At 70.6% G+C, this 20750-nt stretch carries 16 protein-coding genes; 10 read left to right on the top strand and 6 right to left on the bottom strand.

The window, feature by feature from the left end; translation table 11 throughout:
* Positions 1-105: 105 nt before the first annotated feature.
* Positions 106-1293, top strand: a complete 1188-nt coding sequence (locus OG624_RS42350) for a hypothetical protein (RefSeq protein WP_331719604.1) — start codon at positions 106-108, stop codon at positions 1291-1293.
* A gap of 56 nt (positions 1294-1349) precedes the next feature.
* A complete protein-coding gene (locus tag OG624_RS42345; RefSeq protein ID WP_331719603.1) occupies positions 1350-1607 on the top strand; it encodes a hypothetical protein in 258 nt (85 codons plus the stop codon).
* A gap of 38 nt (positions 1608-1645) precedes the next feature.
* Here OG624_RS42345 and ku read toward each other — a convergent pair whose 3' ends face one another.
* Positions 1646-2674, bottom strand: coding sequence for a non-homologous end joining protein Ku (gene ku / locus OG624_RS42340; protein ID WP_331719602.1), 1029 nt, complete (start codon positions 2672-2674; stop codon positions 1646-1648).
* 122 nt (positions 2675-2796) lie between these two features.
* Complete coding sequence (locus OG624_RS42335) at positions 2797-3015, bottom strand: hypothetical protein (protein ID WP_331719601.1); 219 nt, start codon at positions 3013-3015, stop codon at positions 2797-2799.
* A 186-nt stretch (positions 3016-3201) separates the two neighbouring features.
* Here OG624_RS42335 and lexA point away from each other — a divergent pair, with 186 nt between their 5' ends.
* The 3 genes from lexA (at position 3202) to OG624_RS42320 (ending at position 5669) form a co-directional block, all read left to right on the top strand.
* Complete coding sequence (lexA, locus tag OG624_RS42330; protein WP_331719600.1) at positions 3202-3891, top strand: transcriptional repressor LexA; 690 nt, start codon at positions 3202-3204, stop codon at positions 3889-3891.
* A 117-nt stretch (positions 3892-4008) separates the two neighbouring features.
* Positions 4009-4527: a hypothetical protein gene (locus OG624_RS42325; RefSeq protein WP_331719599.1), complete on the top strand. Its 519-nt coding sequence runs from the start codon at positions 4009-4011 to the stop codon at positions 4525-4527.
* Positions 4528-5021: 494 nt separating this feature from the next.
* Positions 5022-5669, top strand: a complete 648-nt coding sequence (locus OG624_RS42320; RefSeq protein WP_371640968.1) for a hypothetical protein — start codon at positions 5022-5024, stop codon at positions 5667-5669.
* A 716-nt stretch (positions 5670-6385) separates the two neighbouring features.
* Here OG624_RS42320 and OG624_RS42315 read toward each other — a convergent pair.
* From OG624_RS42315 to OG624_RS42305, 3 genes are all read right to left on the bottom strand, one after another.
* The gene (locus tag OG624_RS42315) at positions 6386-6817 is read right to left on the bottom strand and encodes a peptidase inhibitor family I36 protein (RefSeq protein WP_331719597.1); all 432 of its coding nucleotides are present in this window, start codon (positions 6815-6817) and stop codon (positions 6386-6388) included.
* Between the two features lie 436 nt (positions 6818-7253).
* Positions 7254-13364, bottom strand: a complete 6111-nt coding sequence (locus tag OG624_RS42310; RefSeq protein WP_331719596.1) for a hypothetical protein — start codon at positions 13362-13364, stop codon at positions 7254-7256.
* 111 nt (positions 13365-13475) lie between these two features.
* Positions 13476-15764 carry a hypothetical protein gene (locus OG624_RS42305; protein WP_371640967.1) on the bottom strand — a complete coding sequence of 763 codons (2289 nt, stop codon included), beginning with the start codon at positions 15762-15764 and terminating at the stop codon, positions 13476-13478.
* Between the two features lie 179 nt (positions 15765-15943).
* Between OG624_RS42305 and OG624_RS42300 the strand changes: the two genes are divergently transcribed.
* The 5 genes from OG624_RS42300 (at position 15944) to OG624_RS42280 (ending at position 19417) form a co-directional block, all read left to right on the top strand.
* Positions 15944-16195, top strand: coding sequence for a hypothetical protein (locus OG624_RS42300; protein WP_331719594.1), 252 nt, complete (start codon positions 15944-15946; stop codon positions 16193-16195).
* Positions 16196-16660: 465 nt separating this feature from the next.
* Positions 16661-16972, top strand: coding sequence for a hypothetical protein (locus OG624_RS42295; RefSeq protein ID WP_331719592.1), 312 nt, complete (start codon positions 16661-16663; stop codon positions 16970-16972).
* 406 nt (positions 16973-17378) lie between these two features.
* The gene (locus OG624_RS42290) at positions 17379-18029 is read left to right on the top strand and encodes a hypothetical protein (protein ID WP_371640965.1); all 651 of its coding nucleotides are present in this window, start codon (positions 17379-17381) and stop codon (positions 18027-18029) included.
* 451 nt (positions 18030-18480) lie between these two features.
* Positions 18481-18663, top strand: a complete 183-nt coding sequence (locus OG624_RS42285) for a hypothetical protein (RefSeq protein ID WP_331719590.1) — start codon at positions 18481-18483, stop codon at positions 18661-18663.
* Positions 18664-18670: 7 nt separating this feature from the next.
* The gene (locus OG624_RS42280) at positions 18671-19417 is read left to right on the top strand and encodes a sigma-70 family RNA polymerase sigma factor (RefSeq protein ID WP_371640963.1); all 747 of its coding nucleotides are present in this window, start codon (positions 18671-18673) and stop codon (positions 19415-19417) included.
* 42 nt (positions 19418-19459) lie between these two features.
* On the opposite strand, the gene OG624_RS42275 is transcribed toward OG624_RS42280, so the two are convergent.
* Positions 19460-20731 (bottom strand): PIN domain-containing protein, encoded by a 1272-nt coding sequence (locus OG624_RS42275; protein ID WP_331719588.1) that lies wholly within the window; start codon positions 20729-20731, stop codon positions 19460-19462.
* Positions 20732-20750: the final 19 nt, after the last annotated feature.

Genomic DNA, 20750 nt, shown 5'->3' with positions numbered 1-20750 from the left:
CCGCTACGTCATGAGGTAGCTCCTTGGCGTCAATTCCGCGGGGAGTCACCGGATGAGGTGAAAGCTCGGTCATGGCCCCGGAGAGGCGTCGGTACCTTCCCTGGCATGTCCACTGACACCCCGAGCGCGGCCGATCAGCTGCTGATCGACCACGCGCACCGCCACGGCTCCACCGTGACCGCGAAGATGCTGGAGGGCTGGAGGAGCCGCCGCCTGCTGCCCGGCAATGTCCCCGGCGGAGGCCTGGGCCGCGGCAAGGGCAGCACCTCCACCCCGGCGCCCGAGAGCCTCGACCTTGTTCTCGGCCTCGCCCGTCACGCCGGCCGCGGCAAGCGCCCGAACGACGTGGCACTGCTCTTGTTCGACGAAGAGCTCCCCGTACCCGAGCAGACGGTACGGGCCGCCTTCACCGCCGCGGTGGACACCCTCACCGTCCCCGGCGACGACGGCCCGGGCACCGACCCGGAACAACGGCTCGACGACTTCGCCGACCACATTGCCGACGCTGGCCTGACCGTGACCCTGGTCCCCGCCCGGGCCCGGCGGATCGACGAAGGAATCGCCCGCCTCGCCCGCGCCGCCGGACACACCTGGCCTCCGCCCGAGCTCACGGCCCTCGACAAGAACCCCGGCGCGCCGACCGCCACACCCAAGGACGCCGCACTGGCCGCGGCCGCCGCGGCCATCAACGGGACGATGTCCCTGGAAGACATCGGCGACCTGCTGCGCGCGATGAACCCCACCGCGACGGCCCACCCGATCGCGTCCCTGGTCGAGACCACCCGTAACGACGTTCCCGAGTTTGCCGACGCGGTCCTCACCGAGGACAACCATCTGGCTCTCGGCCCGGTGCGCGATGCCCGCGACCATCTGCGCGACCTGGCCGCCACCGCTCCGCTCCAGGACCTGGCGCGGACCTGGAAGACCGCCGCCGGCGTACGGCAGTGGGCCCTGGACCTGTGCGACCGGGTCGAGGAGGAACTCGCTGCCGGGCAGCTGGGCGAGGCGGCCCTGGAGTGGATGAACGGCCGCTACGCGATGGCAGGCCTGGCCGTGCTCAGCACCCTGAAGGAGCGCGACCGGCCACCCGCCCAGCACGCCCTCGACGCACTGGTGCTGCTCTACCAGCTCGGGGAGTTCCACCGGCTCGACCAGCGCATTCCCGGCTGCCAGTGGCACCTCCTCGCCACCGAGGGGCTGCTGCCGCCACCCGTCCGCGAGCAGCTCCAGGACCTCATCGGCCGGGATGTGCCCCTTGCCGGGTCGGAGGTCGATGTCAGACCGGCCTCGTAGCGTCGAAGGCGAGGCCCCGGAGCGGACGGGGCCCCGGAGGACCGAAGGAGCGGGCCATGGGCGAGATCAGCATCGAGCGACAGCACCTTGACCACCTGCTGGCCGACAGTGCGAGCACGTACGGGGCCCCCTACCAGCGGGCCTTCGCCCAGCTCGCCGCAGCGCACCGAGGCTGGCCCGTCGCCGAGATCCTCCCGTTGCTACGCCGGGCCGCGGACGAGGCGCTGCTTGGCTTCACGTACGCGGACCTCCGTGAACAGGCGCAGGCGATCAGTACGGGCGAGCCGTACGTCCTGCGCGTCACGGTGGCCTGACCACGGCTGTGCCCGTCAGACCGCCCACCACGTGGCGTTCAGGCCTTGCGCCGGTCGCGGCTGGTGTGGGCGAGGGCGTCGGCGAGCTGGTCGTGGTTCATGGACGAGCGGCCCGGGATGCCGACAGCGGCCGCCTTCTCGTACAGCTCCGCCTTCGTCAGCGCCATCAGCTTCCGGCCCTTGGCCGCCGGTCCGGAGTGCGCCTGCTTCTTCGTGGCCGGCGCCTTCTTTCCGCCGGCCGCCCGGGCACTGGGGGAGGCGGCCTTCTCGCCGGTGTCCTTGGGACTCCTGGCCCGCTCGACGCTGGCGCGCAGGGCCTCCATGAGGTCGATGGCACCGGTCGGCTCCGCCGCCGGTTCGGCCTTCTCGACCGTCTCGCCGGCCGCCTTCGCCTTCACCAGGGCCTCGACCTTCTCGCGGAAGGAGTCGTGGAAGGCCTCCGGCTCCCACTCCATGGCCAGGGCGTCGATCAGCTGCATGGCCATTTTCACCTCAGCAGGCGTCGCCTCGACCTTCCCCGGAAGGTCGGGCACCTCGGCGTGCGGATCGCGCAGCTCGTCCGCCCAGTGCAGCGTGTGGAGCGTGAGCAGGCCCTCCGCCTCCTCCGCTTTCAAGGCGACCAGGTACTCCCGCCCGCGCATCACGAACGTGGCGATGCCGGCCCTGTTCGATTCGGCCAGAGCGCGCTCCAGGAGGGCGTACACCTTCCCGTACTGGGCTCCCCGGGGCCCGAGGAAGTACGTCTTGTCGAAGAAGACCGGGTCGACGGTGTCCAGGTCGACGAAACCGGCGACGTCGATGGAACGGGACCGGCCGGGAGCGATCTCGTCGAGCTCCTGCGGCTCGACGATCACGTACTCGGCGCCGGTGTCGTAGCCCTTCACGATGTCCGCGAGGTCCACCTCGTCGCCGGTGCGCTCGTTCACGCGCCGGTTACGGATCCGGTCCGCCGTCCCGCGCTGCAGCTGGTGGAAGCGGATCGTGTGGCTGTCGGTGGCCGTGTAGAGACCCACCGGCAGGCTGACGAGCCCGAACGCCAAGACCCCCGTCCACACCGGTCTGGCCATGCCCGTACCACCCTTCACGAGGTCCACCGGGGCGTCTTCCCACCCTGCGCCCCATCACCCCCACCGGCAACGCCGGCCGGCCCCGAGATGCCGCCCCCGTCGGAGGGGCAGGGCCGGGTTCGTCAGGCCCCTTCTACCTCGCCGCGCTCCCGTGTCCAAGAGCGCACGATGCGCTCACCCTCGGGCCCGTCCTCGACCAGCTCGATGCGCACGTCGGCTCGGCTCCCGTAGCGGCCGATGAACCCCCGGAACTTCCTCTCGGCGGCCGCGTCGCTGTCCCAAGTACCGGTGACGGCGGGGGAGGACGGCGGCCCGAAGCGCAGCCTGACGTGGAACGGCACATGCGGATCATGAGCGGTGCGCTTCCCCGCTGCAAGCCGCGCGGGACCGAGGACGGCCGCCGCCGGTCGGCTCCCTCACCACCCGCGCCGACACCGGCACGCCCTGTTATCGAAAAGATGTTCCGTCCCGGGTGGTATGCGGGTTACTGTCCCTGCACGCAAGATCCCTTCAGGGGGGAGCACCACATGCACGTCATCGAATCCGAAGCCCGCACCGGGCGTCCGCCCGGTGTCACCCGCCCGGGGCCGGACGGACTCACCGCCCGCCAGGCCGCCATCGTCGCGTTCATCGCGCAGGCCGTCGCCCGCAAGGGCTACCCGCCCTCGATGCGGGAGATCGGCGAAGGCGTCCGCCTGCGCAGCACCTCCTCCGTCTCGCACCAGCTGATGGCCCTGGAGCGCAAGGGTTACCTCTACCGGGACCCGCACCGTCCCCGCGCCTACCGTGTCCGCGACGACCAGCACGCCGACCTCCCCGACACTCCGGCAGGCATGGCGCCGGAGGCCGTCCAGGTCCCGCTCGTCGGCCGCATCGCGGCCGGGACACCGATCCTCGCCGAGGAGTTGTTCGAAGACGTCCTGCCGTTGCCGCGGCACCTGGTCGGCGAAGGCGAGCTGTTCGCGTTGACAGTCGTCGGCGACAGCATGATCGAGGCCGCCATCTGCGACGGAGACATCGTCACCGTCCGACGCCAAGACAGCGCTGACCACGGCGACATCGTCGCGGCCATGCTGGACGGCGAAGCCACGGTCAAGCGCCTGCGCCGCGAGAACGGCCAGGTCTGGCTCATGCCTCACAACACGGCCTACCAGCCGATCCGCGGCGACAACGCCACTATTCTCGGCAAGGTGGTCGCCCTCCTGCGCGCGCTCTGACCCGGAGCGGCCCGCACCGCAGGCGGGGCCACCGCGAGACGACATGTGCTCGGCCCCCTCATGAGCCGACAACGCCAGCCAGTACCAGCACGACGACGGGACACCCCCTTGACCCTGATGCCCGGATCACGCGTGCCGGGACGGACCTGGACGGTCCGCCTCACCGGCCACCTCGACCACACCGTGTCCGTCACCTGCAGCACCGCCGCGTGCAGAATGCCGCCGCGCTCCAAGGACGCCGCGAGCATGCGCCGCTTCGCAGCGGAACACGCCAAGGCCCACGGACGCCTCGCCGGCGCCCGCCCCAACGCCGCCTGCAGCTGCGGCAGCGACCAGTGCGCCCTCCACGAAACCCGCGTCCACTGCGCTGGCCCCAGCCTCCTGGTCCTCGTCCACAACCCGGCCGTCGGCCAGGTCTGGACCCTGGCCGAGGTCTGCCAGGCCTGCGCCCGAACCATCCCCCACATCACCATCCTGGCCACGGGCAAGCCCGCACTCGCCACCCCCGCGGCCCCGGCCGTGGAGCAGGCGGCGCAGCGCGCCGCGGTGCCGGGCGGATTCTCCTCGCCGGAGGCCGCTCCTGATCCCTCACCGGGACGTCGCCGCCCCCACCGTCAGCACCGCTCGCGCGGCTGATACCGGCGAGGCCCAACCAGCGAGCCGCCGCAGGGCAGACCGGCGCTCAGACGCGCACTCATCGTCGGTGGGCGCGGCCTGCTGGATCGCAGCGCCTTGGTGTCGATGAGTAAGGCGGGACCGCCGCGGCGAGACGGCTCAGGCCGCGATCTCGGCCCTCGTGCTCTCGACTGTCCTGGCCGTCCAGCAGGAGCGCACCGGCGGTGCGACCGACCACGTCGTGACGCTGAACCAGGCGACCCACCGCTCGACGGAGCGCCCGCCCCCGTCCCCGGCTTCACCCGCAGCGGCGCGTATTCTCCGACGTGATCCTTCCCGCCTGCCCGACTCCAAGTGAGGTAGCTGTGCGTGCTCCTGTGCGGCCGTTAGCGCTCGTCCTGTCCCTGGCCGTCGGTCTGCTCGCCGGATGCGGTCCGGCAGCCGACGACGCAAAGCCGAGCAACAACACGCCCCCGGCCTCGTCGGCGCCGGCCAAGGGCGGGGTGGTTCCGAGCGTGTCCAGTTCCGCGAGTCCCGCGCCCACGTACGCGGTGCCGGACGACTGGACCGAGCCGGAGCGGTGGACGGCGCTGCCGCGGGGGCAGCGAACGGACGATCGCGGCAGCCGGGTCGGGTTCCCACACACCGCGGAGGGCGCGGCATCCATGGCGGCGGCCGCCAACACCACCCGCATCGACGGTGAGAAGTCCACCGCCGACGAGCAGCTGCGGATCTACCACTCGTACGTCGGCAAGGGCGATCACTCTACGGAGAATGCCAAGAAGATCGAGGAGGCCGGGCAGCAGACCGACCGAACCCTCACTCAGGAGATGGGTGTGAGCGCCGGGCAGCCGCTGCCGTCCGGTGCCTACGTGCGCGCTCACGTGGTCGGCTACAAGGTGATCAAGAAGTCGGACAACGAGGTCAGCGTGTGGCTGCTGGGTCTCGTGGTCCAGAAGAACGGCGAGACGAAGAAGGAAGAGAGCTCCTACACCCGCACGCTGCTCGGTGTGCAGTGGCAGGACGGCGACTGGAAGCTGACGTCCGACGCCACCCGGCGGGCTCAGCAGGACGTGGCGGGCCAGGCACAGCCGCCGATGGTGGCTCCGGGCGACGAGGAGTTCAACGCGGGCGGTTGGACCGCGATCCGGGAAGCGTCGTGAGACGGCGGCTCGCGGCTCTGCTGCTCGCACTTGCTGGGTCTTCGCGATATCGGTCTCCGCACCGCGGCCCGCAGCGGCCGTCGACCCCATAACCGCAGGGTCGGGGCGGCACGCCAGGTCGGCGCCGGCGCGGTTGTGGGCGCCATCCTGGCGTACGCCTTCAACAAGTCGGCCACCTGGCGCGGGTGTCGGCGGACGAGGCCATCCCAGAGTGGTTCTCAGCCCGCCCTTCGAGCCGATGATCGCCCAGGCCCCCGAGTACGTCCCCGGCCCCGGCGTCCTGGCGAACGGCTTCGCGGCGGAGCAGAAGTACTGGCCACCTCGCGATTCTCTTCACCCCCACCGGCCCGGGCGGCAGGCTGCTCCTGCAGACTTGGCGCGGCTCTCTCGTCCAGGACCGGTTCCCCGACCTGGTCGCGGTCGCCGAGCAGCTGCCTGAAGGTCTGGTCAGCGATGGCGAGCTCGTCGTCTGGGACATCGCAGCCGGCCGGTTGTCCTTCGAAGCCCTCCAGCGTCGGCCGCCGCCAGTGGCTGCGCCGCCTCCGCGCTCGCCTCGAAGAGGCCGGTGTTCTTCATCGCCCTTCGACGCCTTGCAGGTCGACGGCATCGAACTGCCAGCAGGTGACTGCCCCACCCGGCGGTCGCCTGTCACCGGCCGCACGTACGCCGTGGTCGGTGAAGGAGAGAGCGTCGTGCGTTCGGTCTCCTGCGCCTCCTTACGCGCCGCAGGGTGTGGTGTTGTTCTTAAGGGAGTGGGTGGTGTCGTTGAGTTGGTAGGAGCGTAGGTCTGCGATGGTGCCGCCGTCGGCCCCGACGCACACGTGCCGGCCGAAGTAGTTGTCCTTTTGGTAGACCCTCGCGGTGCGGCTGCTGTTGTTGATGACCGAGCTGCCCTTGCCGCGGATGTAGTCCGGCAGGTGCCGGACCGAGCCGTCGGTGGCGCGTTTGACGTAGGGCTGGCCCTCGAAGTGGATCTCGGGGTAGATGCACACAAATCCGCGGGGGCACTGGATCTGGTCCCGGGGGACGGTGACGGCCGAACCGGTTTTGCCCGGCGCGGGCCGGGCCTGGGCGGGGGTGACACCGGCCAGCGCCGCCGTCAGGGCCACAGTCGCACTGATGAGCGCGAGGATCCTGGGAACCCGCATGTACTGACTCCTTCGGTCGGTTTCTGCCGGAGAGCAGCAGGCGCCGCACGGTCGCCCCCAGCCCCCTGCAGCTGGAAGCCCCGGGCACGCCCACACATCCAACGCCCACCCTGCCAGCGCGACTACCCAAAGCGACGGGTTCTTCACATATAGTCCCCAGCCTGGCTGGATCACAGGGAGCGCACCGCGTCACCACTGCGCGCCGCGAGTGCCCCAGTGCCGCCGTCTGGTGCTCCGACACTGCGGCGCCGGCGTCGGCGCGCGGCCGACATCCGGCGCCGGGCAGCGTCGAACTCGTCACCGTGCAGCAGCAGCTCGACGACCCTCGCCTGTGGTGCGTCGCTGCCCGCCTGATGACCTTGTACGCGACGACTCCCAAGGCCGAACCTCGCCCCCACAGAGCGGCCGGTGGGGGCGAGGTCATGTTGCATCGGCGTCAGTCGAGCAGCGCCACACACTCCCGGAGCAGCGGTTCCAGGCGCAGCAGGTGGCTCTTCTCCCGGTCAAGGACCTGGAGGGCATCGAGGCAGGTGACGACCCAGCGGGCCTCGTCCTCGTCCTCGATCCGGAAGGCTACGGCGGTCACCGCGCTCTCCAAGTCGAACAGGGTCTCCTTGAACTCCTCGGCGAGGGCCCGGTAGCCGGTCGCGAGCAAAGGGTCCGCGAACACCCCGGTCGCCTCGACGAAGGATCGGGCGGCTGCCCGATCTCGGCGCAGGCCGGCCAGGCGGTGCAGGGCCGCGTCCGGGTCGCTGAGTTCGCCGTGAAGACGGTGCGCCTTGTCGACCAAGACCGGCCAGCCTCCGGTGAGCTCGTGGAGTCGGTCCAGGCGGTCCTCCGTGTGGAACTCTTCGACGCGTTGGGCCCAGCCGCGCAGGGTGCGGTGGTCGTGCCGGCGCAACACGACGGGAGCGGCCGAGGTGGGTTCGGTGCCCGTCAGCAGGGGGCGCCACAGTCCGAGCTGGTTGGGGTCGGTCACGACAACCACGGCGCGCGTCACGCCGGGTGTGGTGGGCAGCATCGTCTCGGCCTGGTCGACGGCCTGCCGGGGGGCCTCGGGTCGGGCGTCCGGGTAGCGGGCGAAGTCGCTGATGACGACCCGCCGCTCGCGGGGGCGGCCGCCGGTCAGCTCCTGCTTGTAGACACTGGGCTTGCCGATGGCCGGCAGGGTCCAGTCCGCGATGCGTCCCGCGACCGCACGGAGGGTGTCGCCGACGTCCCCGACTCCGGTCGCGGCGGTGCCGAGCACGATTCTCGTCTGGTTCGATCGCCCTCCCAGGAGGTCGTCGAGCTGGGTGATGGTGAGCGGCGCCGGTCGGCCGTCGGGTAGCTCGGGGCGGCCCTCCTGGACGATGCTCTCCTGGAGCTCGCAGTCCTGCTCGGCCCTGAGTAGACGGGCGTCCACCTCGTGGGAGGTGCCGATCATGCGCAGGGCGTTCGGGCCGCGCAGATGCCAGCCCTGGCCGTCGTGGTTGGGCGCGAGGACGCCGAGGCCTACCATTTCGGAGAGGTAGGCGCGGAAGCCCTCGGTGTCGAGCTGCTCGAAGCCCTTGCGCCAGAATGTCTCGCACTCCTCGCGCAGTTCGGCGTCGCTCAGCCGTACCTCCAGGCCTCGGTGGCGGGCGTGGTAGGCCAGGACGTTGGCGATCACGTCGTAGCGGTGGTCGAGGCTCAGGGTGTCCTTGAAAGCAGCCGAGATGCTGTCCCGCAGCCCGGTGTCTGACTCCACGACCTCGATGTCGCCGATCTCCACTGCGTACGGGGGTCCTTCGGCTCCGCGTCGCATCCGCTTGCGATGCATGAGCTCCACCAGCCGGTGGCCGAACATCTGGAGCAGGAACGGCTGGTAGGAGCAGTAGCCGAGTACGCGGTTGACGAGATCCATGTCCTGGAACTCGAAGCCGAGCGCCCGCATGGGGTCGACCAGCAGTTCGGCGGCGGACTGGGGCGCGAGCGGGCCGATCACCTTCGGGGTCTGGGCGAGATGGCTGAACGGACCGTTGCTGGCGAGCTTCGTGAAGCGCTGCACGGAGTGCAGGCCGGCGAAGACGACCTTGGCGCGGTCCTTGGTGTCGGTTCCGAGGCCCTTGAGCTTCTTGGTCTGATCGAAGCGGGGGGCGTCGGCTTCGAAGAACTGGTCGCACTCGTCGAGCAGGATTAGCAGACGGCGGCGGGAGTCCCCGTCGAGCCAGGCGCCGATGCCGGCGCGCACCCGTTCGGAGATGTCCTTGACGGACTTGCGGCCCTGCTGCCCGACCAGGACCTCGGCCTTCCTGAGCTCCCGGTCGAGGACACTCCACAGTGCTTCGAGCCCCAGGGAGCTGCCCTTGCCGATGTTCTCTTGGTCGAGGTTCACGTGCACCGCCAGCTGGTAGCCGGGGCGCTGCCCTTCGAACCGCTCCCCCGCATCGCTGAGGAGGGCGGACTTGCCGAGCCCGCGGCCGCCGAAGATGACCTGAGTGCCAAGCGGGTCGAGGACGCTCTTGCGTTCGGCGTCGCGGCCGTAGAACATCTCGCCGCCGATCCGGCCGCGCTTCTCCCTGATGTAGGGGTTGACGCCGGAGAACGGCAGAAGGGTCTGCGTGGCGGTGCTGACTTGGCGGTTGCCGCGCGCCGAGAGGTAGGCAAGGGCGGCGTCGTCCACGACCAGCATCGGTTGCAGCCGGCTGGAGCCGGCGGCGAGTTCGACGCGGGCCCCGCGGCTCAGCGTGCCGAAGTAGGCGACGAGGAGGCTCGTACCGCTTGTGTCGCTTTCGGCCAGGCTCATGACGACCTTGGCAGGCGGGCGGCCCCAGACCAGCAGCACGCGGAGCGTACCCCCCTGTTCCCGGATCTGCGAGCCGAACGCGGGCGCCTTCGCCCTGCCGTTGATCTCCACCTCCGTCGCTTCGAACAGACGGTACTCACGCCGGCGATGAGACCTCTCGTCCAGCGGCTTGGCGCTCTTGGCGTCGTAGCCGAGGAGCTTCAGGGCCGGGAGCAGCTGCCTCCGGGCGGATACCTCCAGCCGGTCCTTCGGCTCGGTGGCGCCCAGTGCCCGCCACTCCTCAAGGGCATCCGCCGCCAGGGCCGCCTCGTCGGTGGAGAGGGCGCTGTAGTCCAGGACGGGGATCTCCGGGTGTGTACCGCCGGCACGTACGAGGCCGACGAGGGCCGGGTCGATGCCCTTGGGCAGACCGTCGGGCACGGCCGGGAAGAATTCGGTCAGGTGGGATTCGCCGGCGTCGATCTCCGGGACCTTCTCGCCGATCTCCAGGAAGTAGACGAGGTCCGATGCCGTGGCCAGGCCCCCGGTGTCCAGGTGCCTGAGGACCTGTGCGCGCAGATCCTCGCTGGGGTCCAGGGCGTCGAGGCGGGCGCGGATTCGATCGGCGGCCTGCTTTCGGAAGTCGGGCAGTGCGTCCCGTACGGTGTCGAGGGCGCGCCTTACGTCCACGAGGTCGTACACGTCGGAGTCGTCCAGCCGCCGGATGGCGTCGGCGAGGAGCTCCTGGAGGCTCAGGTCCTGGTCGTCGGTGACGGCGCCCTCGGCTTGGGCGCGGTGCAGTTCGGCGACGAGCTCCCGGTGCGTCTCACGCAGCTCTGCGCGCCGGGATACCGCCCGGGCGTCGATCTCTGCCACCGTGGGCAGGGGAAGCGCACCGGGCTGAGGTCCTGGCAGCAGCCGCTGTCCCGATAGCTCGACGAGCGTCCGCGCCGTGGCGAACGCGTCGTGGGCGAGCCTCTCGGCGAAGGCGTCCTGCCAGCTCCGTTCGACCGCCGTGAGCAGCCAGGCGAGCGGCGGGCGTTCGTCGATCCGGTCGCACACTTTGAGCAGTTCCACGTCCAGTACGAGTTCCGGGTCCACAGGGTTTTCGACTGGTGCGGCCGCAGTCTTGCCGGCCAGCAGGTCGAAGAGCTCCTCCATCGACGCGTGCGCCGCCCAGGCGGTCGCGCCGTTGACGGCACCGGAGCTTTGGGCCAGTTCCAGCAGTTCGCCCAGTGCCGCCTCACGGCCGTCCAGCAGGGATCGGCGCAGGGAAGAGATCTCCATGATGGCTCTGTTACCGTCGGAGCGGTCACCTCGGCGGATGGTGTCGACCACCAGGCACCACTCCTTCATCAGGGCGGCGACCCTCTCCACAAGGTGCACCAGATCCTGCCGTCCGGAGCCCTGGAGGGGCTTGCCGCTGGGCGAGCGGTGCTTGCGGTCCATGCGGTCGATCTCGTTGTTGATGTCGGGCAGCTTCGACAGGCGGTCGGCCTGCTCGCGGACCCGGGCCGCCCCGTCACGGTTGTCGGCGGCAACCGTCCTCAGCATGGATCCGAGGAGCCCGTCGTCGGCCAGCCACTGCTTGGCGATCTCCGTCGCCCGTGCGAAGCGCAGCCGCGGTGGCAGAAGGTGGGTACGGCACTGCTCCAGCAGCTCCCGCAGCCGGGCCTCCGCGCCCGAAACATCGGCGCTGACCACCAGCGGCGAGGCTGTCATGAGAGCCCCGCTGAGGGCGCGGTCGGCTACGGCGGTCGCGGCCTCAGCCAGCCGTTCCGGCAGCCGGGGCGCCAAGGCCTTCAGCTGGGCGCCTGCCAGATGGTCCCCTGTAATCAGCGCCGTGCGCAGCAGGGCGGGCAGGAGGACGAGCTCGCTGCCTTCCGTGTCCCGGCCGGTGTACCCGCCGTACTGCTGGAGCAGGTCGGCGGTCAACCGGGCGCCCTGGCTTTCACCGGGCGTCAGCAGCTCGGCGGCGCCGGCCAGGCGGAGAGCCACGACCTGCGCCTCGGGGTGGCCGGCCGCGTCCGCCACATGGTGGGCCAGTCCGAAGCGTCGTTCCACGATCAGGTGGGTCAGGACGCTTTCCGTGACCTCAGCGTCGGCGTTCGCCTCGCTGGCGGCGGGGGCCGGGGGGGCCGGCTCAGACGACAGAGCCTCCCCGTCGTGCGGCGCGGCTGCGGCGGGCATGGGCCTTGCCTCCGGGGCCGCGGCGGGTGCCGTCGGCTCGTGGGCGGCCGACGCGGCCGGGCTGCGGTCGGTGCGGACCGGGTTAACCTCCGGCTTCGCGACGGGCGCTTCGGACGCGTGGACGGCGCGGGCCCTGCGTCCCTCGGAGGCGCGGTCTGCCGACGCCCCGACCGGGCGCCCGTTCGTCTGCCCGGCGACCGGCTCAGCGGGGTCGGTCATCGTGTCGGCAGCCGGGGACTCGTCGGCCGCCCCGGCGGCGCTTTCGGCGGTGCCTGCCGTTGGCTGTCCTTTCGTCTCCCACGGCTCCGCAGCTGCCTCCGGCCGGGCCAGGACAAGGCGGTCGGCGACGAGCACCGCCATGGCACAGCCGGGCAGCACCTGTACCACGCGGTCTTGCAAGGCCAGGATCTCCGCAGCCTCGTAAGCTTGGCGCCCCTTGCGGAGCAGCCGTGACAGGTCGGCGAGGGCGGCGGCCTCCTGCCGCTGCGGCTGCTCCCACACGGCTGCGTCGAGCAGACGGCCGGTCTCGGCACGTACGGTCTCGGCGGCGAGGGCGGCGGGGGCGCTATCCGGCAGGGCGGCGACGCCGAGCAGCTCCCGCAGCGCCTTCCGCGCTTCGCACTCGCGCTCGCGTGCCGTCCGGTGCTCGCGTGCGGCCCGCGCCATATTCTCCAGACGATGGGGGACCCCGGTGATCCCGACTACCCGGAACACTGCGCCGGCGCTGTCGAAGGCGGCGCCGAGCCTGCCCAGCGCGGCCAGGTCCTCCTCGTGCGGAGGGCGGCCGTCCGCCACCGCACCAGTCGCGTTCTCCGCAGCCTGCCGGGCAGCTGCGAGGGCCGACTCCACCTCTCGGCAGGCCGCCTCAGGGTCCGGCCCCTCCGCGCCGCCGACCTGCGCGTCCCCGGCCCCGCCGCCCGTGGCCGCGGGCACATCGCACGGGGCGCCGGACTCTGGCACGGCCAACACGGCACTCTCGGAGTCACCTGCGGACGACCGCTCAAAGCCCTTCCACAGGGGCTCCGGGTCCGGGTACGCCGCCCGGGCGGACCGGGCCGCGTCGGCCACGGCGGCCAGGCCTACCGTCTGCTCCTCGTCGGCCATCTCCATGAACCAGTTCTGGTCGGCCGCCCAGGCGAGGACGTGTGCATGGAAGACGGAGGCGTTGCCCCAGGCGAATACCGTGGCCCGAATCAGCGTTGCGCCCCATCGCGAGACGGGGTTGGAGACGGTCTTGCCGTTGCCGTCCTGTGCGAAGACGTACTCGCCGACCTGGTTCATCACAGTGGTCGTGAGGTCCCTGATGCCGCAGCGGCACTTGCGCTGCCGGGCGTCGCGACGCAGCCGCGAGAGGACGTCCTGGCACAGCGCCCTGCCCGCGCGCCGCGGGGCCGCCATGCGGATTCCCAGCTTGCCGAGCAGCTCCTGCCGGTGTGTCGGGGGAAGGGAGTTGAAGGCCAGTTCCACCATGTCGGCCGTGAGCTCGTTTACGGCGGCGCCGACGGGATCTTCCAGGGCGTTGAGCGCGGAGGCCAGTCCCTGCAGGGCCTCGGGCGAGACGTTGGGCGGGGACAGCGGCGGCCCAGTTATGACGCGGTAGCGGTCGTGCATGTACGCCTGCTCCGTTTCTGCGGCTGGTGGTGCGGGTGCGGGATCGACTCACGCGAGCTCCGAGCCGAAGGAGAGTGGTCGGCGGGATGGTGGAGGGCATGAATGCGCGACTCAGCGGCCGCGCATGTGCTCGGTGACGAAGGTGTAGCCGTAGGGCAGTTCCCAGCCGTCCGCCTTGCCAAGCCGGCGGCAGTGGTCGCGGAAGGCCGCCCGCTGTGCCGCGCTGGGCAAGCAGCCCGGCCGCAGGCGCCGCAGGTGGCCGGCGACGAGCTGGAGGGGGAGCTGCCCGACGCCGTCCGGTTCCGTGTCGCCCCAAGGGCGTATCACCCGACGCCGCACCGGACGGTAGGCGATGAGCGGGATGACGGGCTGCCCCTCACGGGCTGGGAAGTGCGGCTGGCCCCAGGGGTCCCGGCTGCCGAGGGCGGACTCCAGGCGGCGCTCCGCCAGGAGTTCGGCAACCGCCACCTCCAGCGCGAGCGCCTGCGGCCGTGAGGGCGGGCGCCCGTAGGCTGCGCTCGGCAGCACGAAGCGGTCCAGCAGGGCATGGCCGTCCACGGTCAACAGACCGCAGCGGCGCACGGCGCGCATCACCAGCTGCCGCGGGCCGAGACCGACCGCGCTGTCGCCGTGGCGATCACTGCCCGGAGTGTCCTCTCTGGTAAGGACACGAGGGTCGTAGCAGTGCCCAATCACACGATCGTCGACCTCAAGCGTCTCCTTGAGCCGCATCGTGGCCCCGCGAATCACCGTTCCGCCGCGGGGCCAGCACAGTTCGAGGAACAGGCCGGGGAAGAAGTCGCGGGGCCAGGCGATGCCCACCAGCCGGCTCGATGCGTCACCGAGTTCGGCGGTGACGTCTTGCCCCACCTCGTGTGCGTTCGTGGTCCGGCCGACGTGGTCGAGTTCGAGGCGTGCCTTGACCCGCGGGCCATGCGACCGGTGGAGTTCGCGCTGGACATGCGGGTGCAGGGGGAACCAGCCGTCCACGAGGTGGGCCAGCCGCAGGGGCGACCGCCACACGACCCCCTCGGCATCGTTGCGCAGGAGTTCGCAGACGCCGAGGTCGCCGTCGGTGAGGGGTTGATCGACCGGATCGACGTCCGCTTCCGACTCCGTCCCTCTTTCCGCCCCCTGGTCCGGCGGAGCGGGGACCGTTGACGCCCAGCCGCGCCCTGACGGGGTCAGAGGGTCGCCCGGCGGCTCGGTACCGCCGGGATGGTGCGACCTCCAGACACCCCCGCTCTCGAAGGCGTCGTCGAGCGTGACGAGGCAGCCGTTCTCGAACAGGCCCTGCTCGCTGTCCCGCCGGACGACATCGGCGAGCGTCAGGTTCGCCCGGCACACCGCTGAGGCGTAACCCACTCCCTCCAGCAGTCTTGCTGCACCGGGCACCTGGCGCAGCCGCGGTCCGACCGCCGTGTACACGGTGACCGGCGCGGTGAGGCCGTGGCGCCGCTTCGCCGGCGCGGCCGCGTGTTCCACGGCGGCCACGAGGGACCTCAGGTCGTCGCCGCCCAGCGGCCCGGTATCGCCCCAGCACTCCGCCAGAGAGTCCCGGGTCACGGCGTAATGGCCCCATGTGCGCAGCGAGGCGCTGGACAGGATTGCGGCCCGCACTGTGTCTAGCAGTCCGAGCAACCCTGCCCGCAGCAGGTCCTCGCCCGTGTCGCCCACGAGTTCGGCGAGAGACACAGGTACGAAGGGGCTGAGCAGCTGCTCGCGGCCCGTGGTCAGGAGGTGTGCCGCATAGGCGGTCAAGTCATCCCGCTTGGCGGCTTCCGGGGATGGGTAGGAAACGTCGACAACGACGTGCCCATCCCCGCTGAGCCAGCGCCGGCGCGTGCGCAAGCGGTGGAGCTGGGCTTGTGAGAGGCGCAGGGCCGGGCCGAAGGCATCTAGATCCGGGACAATGCGCTCCCAACGGCGAACAGCGGGGCCTCTCGCCGTCCTGCCCGGGCCCTCTGCGCTGGCGGGCGCCCCCGACACCCAGGCCGGGACGTCCCCGAGCGGCCCGACCTCTGGGTGAGCGCCCTCGCGATAAACGATCTCCGCATAGAGCGGGTCCGATCCCGTGGCCACGCACATCATGGCGCCGACCGGAAGTATGGGAGCACGCTCCCCGAGGGTGATGACGGGGAAGTCGTCGAGGCGCAGCGGACTACCACCGTAGCCGTCGCCGTTGAGGTCGTACCCGAAGTACACGGCATTGAAGGCGACCGCGGTGTGCACTGGTGCGCGGCGGCCGGCGACCACCGCTTCGAGGTATCGCACCAGCGGCTGTAGCTCCCGGTCCGGTACGGCAGCGCTGCCCTGCGTCATGGAGGGGGTCAGCAGAGGCTCGTCACCGTACGGATCGAGCACGCTCGTCCGCCCGCTGCCCTTGACTGTTGCCGACACGTAAGGGTCCCCACCCATGGCACCTCCACCGCACTGCGCACTACCCGATCCACCTGCGGCAATTCCCGCAGCCTACGCGGAGGCGTGCATTCCTGCGGCACTTTCCTCACTTTGCGAACGCTGACGGGCACCTACCCGTTTATGACATTGCCCGGAGGCCGCAGCACCCGGGCAATGTCATGTCCCAGGACGAGGTCGACGGGTTCGAGCTCGACGTGTACACCGGCAAGGGCGCCCGAGACGACCATGGCCACCCTGGGCCAGGCCGCAAGGCGATGATCGCTCTGGCAGACGCCGAAGCGTTGCGCGAGTCGGGCGCGATCGAGACGCAGTCCTCCACCGCAGCAAAGAAGGAGGAAAAGCAGCCCGTAAAGCCGACCGCCAGCTTCGCGGGAATTCATGTTCACCGAGGGATCCGAGATGGCGGGTGACGGCTACAGGCACCTGGTGATGCTCGTCCGCCTCGCCTGACCGACCGGCAGTACGCGGGGGTGGGGGCCACCGGCTCCACCCCCGCCCCCCCGGCGGGGAGTGGCACCCCGCCGGCCGAAGACACACTCACAGGAGGTACCCATGGCTTGGATGCTCGACTGGCGAGGAACCCCGATCGCCCACGGCGCTCACGTCCTCTTCCCCCGGAAGTGGGGAGGCAGCGCCCACTGGACGGAGATGGTGGAAGGCGTCGTCAAGGGCTTCAGTCCCACCGGCCGGATCGCCGTCGACGTGCTGCGATCCTCCCGTCCGCGAGAGCCTGGCGGCACCGGCCGCACCCGCTACGCGGTCCCGGCCCACAGCGTGACGGTCGTGCCCAGTCCAGCCGGCCGTCGTGCCGCGGACAGCCCAGGCGACGCCGCACCGACCCCAGCACCCCCGCCCCGGCCGCGCCCCTTGAGTTCTTGACGGTCGACGGAACGGCCTACGGGCCCTACCTCGGGCAACCCACCACGGCGACGCGATCTCCCTACGGCACGTACCTGTTCGCCGGCGAAACCGCGCAGCGCATCGTCGAAGACCTGCACCGGGACAACTGCGGTCTCACCGCGGCATTCGAGTACGACGGCGCGCTCACGTTCACGTGGGACGCGACCTACCGGGGCGAGCCCGGCGCCGAGCGAGTCACCCCGGACGCTCAGGGCCGCTACGCGATCGGCGGACTCTGGCCCTGGGACACCTGGCCCGAGACCGGCGGGACGACGCCCCAGCCCTGACCGCCGTCCATCCGACGCGGGCCCGTGCCCTTGCCCGCGGAAGGACTTGACCCGGCCCGGCCGCAGCGCGGCGCGCACCCCGCCCCGGGACTCGTCTCCAGCCCGCACCGTCGGCCCTCGGCCGGCAGGGACTGCACCCCGGCCCGCGACAGCTGGCGCGCTGCCGTCGATGCAGTCCGCCGTACGGGCCGGCCATGCCTCGGGGCGAGCGCGCCGCCGAAGCGGCGCCGACCCGGCACGCGCTGCACCGAGCCATCGGTCACCGGCCTGCCCGACCGGCTCCGGTTCACCCGCAGGAGTGAATTTCCCCCTCGCGTACGTGGGCGGGGATCTTGCGGTGCGCCCCCAACTCCCCGACAAAAATGGGCAATTAGCAACACGAGGGATCTTTCGCAATCTTTCGGGCGTGGCTCCAGATGGGGCCGGAGAGGAGTTCGTGATGGGCAAGCAGCGGGAGTTCTACGACGAGCAGGCGGCGGCTGGGAGGCTCGCAGTCCCGTTGGCCGCCTGGCGGTGGGCTGCAGGGTCCGGACTGGTCCGGCCAGCGGACGCGGGGTCGGGGCAGTGGTCGCGGTCTGCGGTCGAGGCGGTGGACGCGGAGGGCGTCCGTGCGGCGCTGCGCGGGCCGATGGGCGCAGGACAGGCGGCGGACCGGCTGACCGAAGCCCTGGGCGAGCCGCTGCCGCGGTGCCGGACGCGGGTGACGGCGGCAGCGGTCGGCCACCTGGTGAAGGCGGGCCTGCTGGTCTGGCTCAGAGGGGACGCGGCGTGGCCCGACGTCCACCCGGACCAGGTGGCCGCCCTCGCCCGCCGCCGCGACCTGCCGGCGCTGCTCGACCACCACGTCCCCCTGGGCCCGGACCAGGCCGCCGTCCGGCTCGGCGTGCGCAGGGTCGAGTTCGATCAAATCGTCCGCCTCGGGTGGACTTCCCAGGTGCGCGTCGTCGCAGTCATCCGCGACATCGCCAGACCCGCGCTCCTCGGTCCCGCCCCGGGCGTCGGGTCGCGCCCGGGACCCGCGCCCCAACGGGGTCCGTCCTCAGCGGCGGCCGCCTGACGTCGACCTGGCCGTACGGCGGACTGCCTCGGCGTTCCAGGAGTGCGGGCCGGAGGTTTCCGCTGATCAGCGCCCTGAATGGATAGTGAATGTGAGGTAGGTCACATTCGCGTTCTGTGTAGAGGTTGCACGCACCTATGCCTCTCTACATCAAGCCATCCATGGGTGACTTGGTATCGCACGGGGGCCCGCTGAGCTTCTTGGCCGAACTTCTAGCGGGCCCTCGAAAAACTACAGACCGTCAATTCACTCCCCCCACGCGTCCGGTGGTCTGGGGAGCGGTTGCGTTGTCCGTAGTTGCCCACGAGAGCTGACGGTGTGTAGGGTCTCCGATTAGCTCCTCCGGTGCAACCCCCGGGCGAGCACCAGGCGTTCGCTTTCTGGCCAAGAAGCGGCGGGCGTCAGGGAAGTCATGCGATACCAACATCATCTAGCGGAAGTAGGACAGCCAATGGCTGCAAACGTGGTGCCCTGGGGTGCTCCCGGGGCGGGCAACGATGACGACCGAGACGCACAGGCCCTGGTCGGTGTCGTCCTGATGTTCATGACGTTGGTGGCGGCGGGGCTCCTGGACCCCGACCAGGCGCTTCAGGCGCTCAGCGTGATCGCTGCGCTGTTCCACCGCAGGCGCTAGCCGCGTCGTGAGCAAGTTGGCTCCATCCGCAGACGCCGGCCGGGGTTCGTCCCGGTCGGCGCCCGCGCCCGACCGCCCCCGGTTCTCTGAGGACCGTCGGGAGGCGGATCGTGCGCTGGTCGAGATCCTGCGTGAGAACGGATTCCAGGGGCGCCAGCAGGAAATGGTAGAGACGCCCCTCGTCGAGTACGCGCTTCAGGTGCTCAGGTACTGGATGCGGACGGGGGAGATCTTCAACCGGTCCGAAGCGGCCGGCCGGCCTTTGTCGACCGATCCGGTGGCCCGCGAGCGGCTGCAGAGCAGCTTCGAGGAGCGCGACGAGCTGGCGGCGGACACCGTGCTCGCCGCTCTGACGCTCTTCCGAAAGCAGTTGAAGGACGACCAGTGGGACCCGGAGAAGGGGGCGCTCACGACGTACTTCATCGGTGCAGCGGTTCTCAGTTTTGCCAACGTCTACCGCGCGTGGGTCCGAAGGTCTGCCATCGACGCTCGTGTCGCACCGATGGGGGTCACTCCCGAAGAGCTCTCGCCGCTCGACATCCCCCACGCTGAGCACGACGTCGCACGCCTCGTCGAGGAGAACGAGACCGTCACGAACTTCTTCAAGAAGCTCAAGTCGCCGGACCGGGAGGTCGCGCAGATGCTGTACGAGGGCAAGACCACCACCGAGATCGCGGAGCACTTCAAGGTGAAACCGGCTGCCATCCGCCAGCGTCTGCGTCGGCTGAAGGCGACCGCCGCAGGCCTGACCTGAGGCGCCAGAAGTTGAGCGGGTCACACAGGATGCCGAGGGCCGCTAGGCGATCGGGGGCTCTGGCTCCTCCGGCAGGTCGCGGAGGGCCTCCGCTATCTGGTCGTTCAGCTCTCGGGCCGCTGCGGTGTTGTCGAGGGCGGCGCGGATCGCGTCCTCGACCGGCGACAGGTCTGAGCCGAGCTGCGCCACAAGGCGGCCTAGGGTGACCTGCATCGCCGGTGTGTTCATCAAGGCGGCAAGGTGCGCTCTCCCTACATGCGTTAGGTGTTCCTCCGTTGTCTGGGGGAGCGCCAGCACGTTGGGGACGTCCTCGGCCGAGATTGGGCCCGGCCGACGGAAGTCGAGGACTGTCATGGCCTGGTCCGCCGCCGTGCTCAGCAGGACCCGCGTCTCCCAGGCATAAGCCCGCTCGTGCACCTCGCCATGGATGACCCTGTCGTCCCTGAGCAGCCACCGCACCCAGGCCGTGAACCAGTGGTGTCCGCCGACCTCCTGGCCGCTCACCTCCAGCACCTTGTCCAGCACTACCGCCGACGGGAACCAGTTGGAGGTGGTCCCGGAGGCCCTCCGCCCGTCACCGTTGAAGGCCGAGGGCATCGGCGTGCCGATGACCATCCGGTACCGCCTGGCTGCGGTCCTCGTCTCGGCCAGCACCGTCTGGCGGTTCTCCTCGGTGTCCAGAAGCTCGCGAACGTCCCTCGTGCTGGCCTCCACCTCTGTGGCGAACTTCGTGACGACACCATCGAGCGACGTGAACAGGTGGAACCGGTGCTCCATGCCGATGATGTCCTTCTGCATCTCCGGCAGGAACTTGCCGTCCTCGGACATGTCCGAGTCGTTGCTGACGAAGTAGATGGTCTCGTCCTTGTGCGCCTTCGCGTACTCGACCGCCGTCAGCCAGATCGCGGCGTCCCGGGCCCCGGTCTTGTAGCTGCCGCTGTTGACCGTCTTACACGGGGCGATCTGGTTCGTCTCCCGGAACATGGCCTGCTGGTAGGCAGCGTGAGACGTCTCCAGAACTTCCGTGATGGATGAGTACCGATCCCGCCAGTGCCTACGGACATGATCGGCCGACCACTGCCTGGGGTGGTTGACGTGCTCCCAGGGGGTGGCCTTCCGCAGGGCGTCCACCGCGTCCATGGCCGCCTGGTGCTTCTCCTTGTAGATGAGGGCCTGCTGTGCGGCGATCTCCTCGACGGCGATCCACGGCGTGGCTACGCGCTCTACGCCTGCGGCCCGGATGGCGCGGAGTATGTCCGCGACGGGCCCCCGTAGGGATGTCCCCTTGATGATGTTCGCGTCCAGGATGATCAATGGGGGGCCTCCGTGCTCC

The organism is Streptomyces virginiae (assembly GCF_041432505.1).
GTDB lineage: Bacteria > Actinomycetota > Actinomycetes > Streptomycetales > Streptomycetaceae > Streptomyces > Streptomyces virginiae_A.
This window is presented reverse-complemented; position numbering and strand designations above follow the sequence as displayed.